The organism is Streptomyces panacea, from assembly GCF_040560175.1.
GTDB lineage: Bacteria > Actinomycetota > Actinomycetes > Streptomycetales > Streptomycetaceae > Streptomyces > Streptomyces panacea.
Genome location: NZ_JARJHW010000331.1, coordinates 1 through 3,501, shown reverse-complemented (window position 1 = coordinate 3,501; position 3,501 = coordinate 1). Strand labels below are relative to the sequence as shown.

Below are 3,501 nucleotides of genomic sequence, written 5' to 3'. Positions count from 1 at the left end.
GGGCATCGAACGAGAGGCGGCGGGGACGGCGGCGTGACGCGGGGAGTCGAGCGACGGAACGGGACCGTTTCGTCGTAACGAAGAGGTTAGGACGGAAGTGCGTCGGGACGCAACCGTTTCGTCGTGACGTGCATGACGCTATGCTCGTCGCCATGCCCACGGATCCTCGCCTCTCACGCCGCGCCCCAGCGGGAGCCGCAGTGCTCCGTGAGGACGTGACCGACGCCATCCGCTCCGCCGTCTTCGAGGAACTGGCCGCCGTCGGCTTCGCGCGGATGTCCATCGAGGGCATCGCCCGCCGGGCCGGTGTCGGCAAGACCGCCGTCTACCGTCGTTGGAAGTCCAAACTCGCGCTGGTGCTCGACCTGGTCTCCGCCGTCGCGGCCCAGGGGCTGCCCGTACCCGCGACCGGTTCGCTGTACGGAGACGTACGCGCCCTGCTCGAAGTGGCGTCGCACGCCCTGCGCCACCCGCTGGCCTCCCGCGTCATCCCCGACCTGCTGGTGGAGGCGGCCCGGCACCCGGAGATCTCCGAGGCGATCAAGTCGGCGCTGCTGGACCGGGAGCACGGCATCGCGGCCGTGGTCGTACGCGAGGCGGTCGCCCGCGGCGAACTGCCCGAGGGCACCGACCCCGACCGCGCGCTCGACCTCATCGCGGGCCCGCTCTACTGGCGTCTCGTCGTCGTACGGGGCGACCTTCCCGCCGGCTATCTCGACGACCTCGCCGCCACGGCGGTCACCGCGCTGACGCGCGACCGCACCGCCTGATCGTCTGATCGCGCTGACTGGCGACCGCACCGCCCGACCGCGTTGACCGCACCGCCCGACCGCCCGGAGCCTGACCGCCTGGCGTCCGTCCGGCCGGCCGGCCGACCCTCGCACCCTCGCGCCCACGCTCACCGTCCCGGCTTCTCGCAGCCGCCGTACGGGTGACATGGGGGGCGTCTCCGTAGCCCTGGTGGAGGAACCTTCGTTGCCCGTGTGGGGGAGACCAGGGCAGGTCCCTCCGCGAAGCCGAGCCAAAGGACGGGCGCCCCATGAGTGTCGCTTCCACACCAGAGTCCGGGCGGCGCCCAGGACGCGGCCGCGGCCGGGTCGTCATGCTCGTCGACAACGCCGTCAACGGCGACTCCCGCGTGCAGAAGGCCGCCCGCTCCATGTCCGACGCCGGCTGGGACGTGGTGCTGCTCGGCCAGTCCCCGGACCGCGACCGGCACCGCTGGACCATCGGCGACGCCCAGGTCCGGCTGGTCCCCGTCGTGATGACCCTCGCCAAACGCCGCAGGGACTACCGAAGAGTCGTCCTGCCCCGCCTCTTCGCCTACCGGCGCGGCGGTATCGCGCACCACCGCAAGCAGTGGGTCAAGGCCTGGCGCGCCGATCTGCTGGCCCGCAGATCCGCCGAGGGCCGAAGATTCCTGATCCGGCGTACGGCGGCCCGCATCCTGGCCCGCTGGGTCGGCTTCCGGCACCGCCAACTCGCCCTCGTGGAGGGCAGGCGCAATCCCGACTCGCTGCCCGAGCGGCTCCGTACGGCCATGTGGCGCGCCCTGCTCGGCGACCGCTGCTGGCGCAGGCTCGAACCGTATCTGTGGGACTACGAGTTCGCCTTCGGCCCCGTCATCGACGCCCTCGAACCCGATCTCGTCCACGCCAACGACTTCCGGATGATCGGCGTCGGCGCCCGCGCCGTGCACCGCGCGCGGGGCAGGGGCCGGAGCGTGAAGCTGGTCTGGGACGCGCACGAGTATCTGCCGGGCATCAAGCCCCGTGCCGGGTACCGGCGTTGGATGCCCGCCCATGTCGCGCACGAACGGGAGTACGGGCGGTGCGCGGACGCCGTCGTCACCGTCTCCCAGCCCCTGGCCGAGCTGCTGTACAAGGAGCACCGGCTGCCCCGGCTGCCCGCCGTCGTGCTCAACGCCCCCGGCGGGGGCCCGCCCGCCGGCCGCGCCCATGAACCCGTTCCGGATCTGCGGGAGTTGTGCGGCATCGACGCCGTCACGCCGCTCCTCGTCTACAGCGGCGCCCTCGCCCCGCAGCGCGGGCTCGCCACGCTCATCGAGTCGCTGCCTCAACTGCCCGGCGCGCACGCGGCGCTGGTCGTTCCCGCACCCGACGGGTGGGTCGTACGCAAGGTGCTCGACCACGCCGCCGAACTCGGTGTCGCCGACCGAGTCCACCCGCTGCCGTACGTACCGCACTGGCAGATCGCGCCCTTCCTGGCCGCCGCGGACATCGGCGTCATCCCGATCCACCACTGGCCGAACCACGAACTCGCCCTGATCACCAAGTTCATGGAGTACGCCCACGCCAAGCTGCCCATTGTCGTCAGCGACGTGCGCGCCATGGCGGAGAAGGTGCGCGAGACCGGGCAGGGCGAGGTGTTCCGCGCGGAGGACACCGCCGACTTCGTACGGGCGGCGCGCGCCGTGCTCGACGATCCGGCCGCCTACCGCAAGGCGTACGACCGCCCCGGCCTGCTGGAGGAGTGGACCTGGGACGCGCAGGCCGACGTCCTCGACGGGATCTATCAGGGGCTGTTGACGGTCCCGGCGGAGGCGACCGCCGCCGCGACGGTCCCACGGGGCGGACCGGCCACCGAGGAGGAGGAGCCGGACCAGGGCGACCCCGCGGGCGCCACGGCGACCTGACCGGGGCGCGAGCGTCAGCACGTGACCATACGGCCGTACGGGCGTTGATGTCCTCGAACGTCGGGAGACGTCACCGGCGTCGGGGGAGCGCCGCGCCAACGAGCCGGATGGAAAGTGAGTCACCGTGCACAGGTCCGCGTACGAGCAGATGGAGCTCTGCGTCAAGGAGTACATGCCCGCGTCCGGCCGCCACCGGGTGGTCGACCTGGGCTCGCGCATCTCGCCCAGGCAGTCCCTCACCCACCGCGGTCTGCTCGGCGAGCGCGATGTCGAGTACATCGGCGTCGACGTGCTCGACGGTCCGAACGTCGACATCGTGATGCCCAAGCCGTACCGCATTCCGGTACGGTCCCGGACCGCCGACTTCGTGCTGTCGGGGCAGGCGTTCGAGCACATCCCGTTCTTCTGGGCGTCGATGATGGAGATCGCCCGCGTACTTCGGCCCGGCGGCCTGGCCTTCGTCACCGCCCCCTCGCGCGGCCATGTGCACGACGCGCAGGACTGCTGGAGGTACTACCCCGACGGATTCCGGGCCATGGCCGCCTTCACCGGGCTCGAACTGGCCGAGGCCTACACGGACTTCCCGCCGATGAAGGGCATCCGCTTCGACTACGCGGCCATCGACGGCAAGCGCGCCTACTGGGGCGACTCGGTCGGCGTGTTCCGCAGGCCGCGGCGGCCGAGGCGGCGGCTGTGGGAGTACGCGGTACGGGAGTTGACCGTCCGTTACGCGAACCGCGTCGGCGGCGTCGAGGGCATCCCGCTGCCCGAGCCGGTCGAGGGGCGTGAACGGTGCGGCAGAGGGACGCCCGCCGCCGTCCCCGCCGCGCCCGCCGTTCCCGCCA

Annotated in this window: 3 protein-coding genes; all 3 read left to right on the top strand. The window is 72.2% G+C overall.

Features of this window, described 5'->3' with window-relative positions:
* Positions 1 to 140 precede the first annotated feature (140 nt).
* Positions 141 to 770, top strand: coding sequence for a TetR/AcrR family transcriptional regulator (locus P3L51_RS35550; protein ID WP_354609499.1), 630 nt, complete (start codon positions 141 to 143; stop codon positions 768 to 770).
* Positions 771 to 1,039: 269 nt separating this feature from the next.
* Positions 1,040 to 2,656, top strand: a complete 1,617-nt coding sequence (locus tag P3L51_RS35545) for a glycosyltransferase family 4 protein (RefSeq protein ID WP_354609498.1) — start codon at positions 1,040 to 1,042, stop codon at positions 2,654 to 2,656.
* Between the two features lie 124 nt (positions 2,657 to 2,780).
* Positions 2,781 to 3,501 (top strand): methyltransferase domain-containing protein (locus tag P3L51_RS35540; RefSeq protein ID WP_354609497.1); only part of this gene is annotated, 721 nt, incomplete at its 3' end.

What these genes read in the sequence shown, in the direction of transcription:
- P3L51_RS35550 (WP_354609499.1), top strand. Translation starts at nt 141, where the DNA reads ATGCTCGTCGCCATGCCCACGGATCCTCGCCTCTCACGCCGCGCCCCA.
- P3L51_RS35545 (WP_354609498.1), top strand. Translation starts at nt 1,040, where the DNA reads ATGAGTGTCGCTTCCACACCAGAGTCCGGGCGGCGCCCAGGACGCGGC.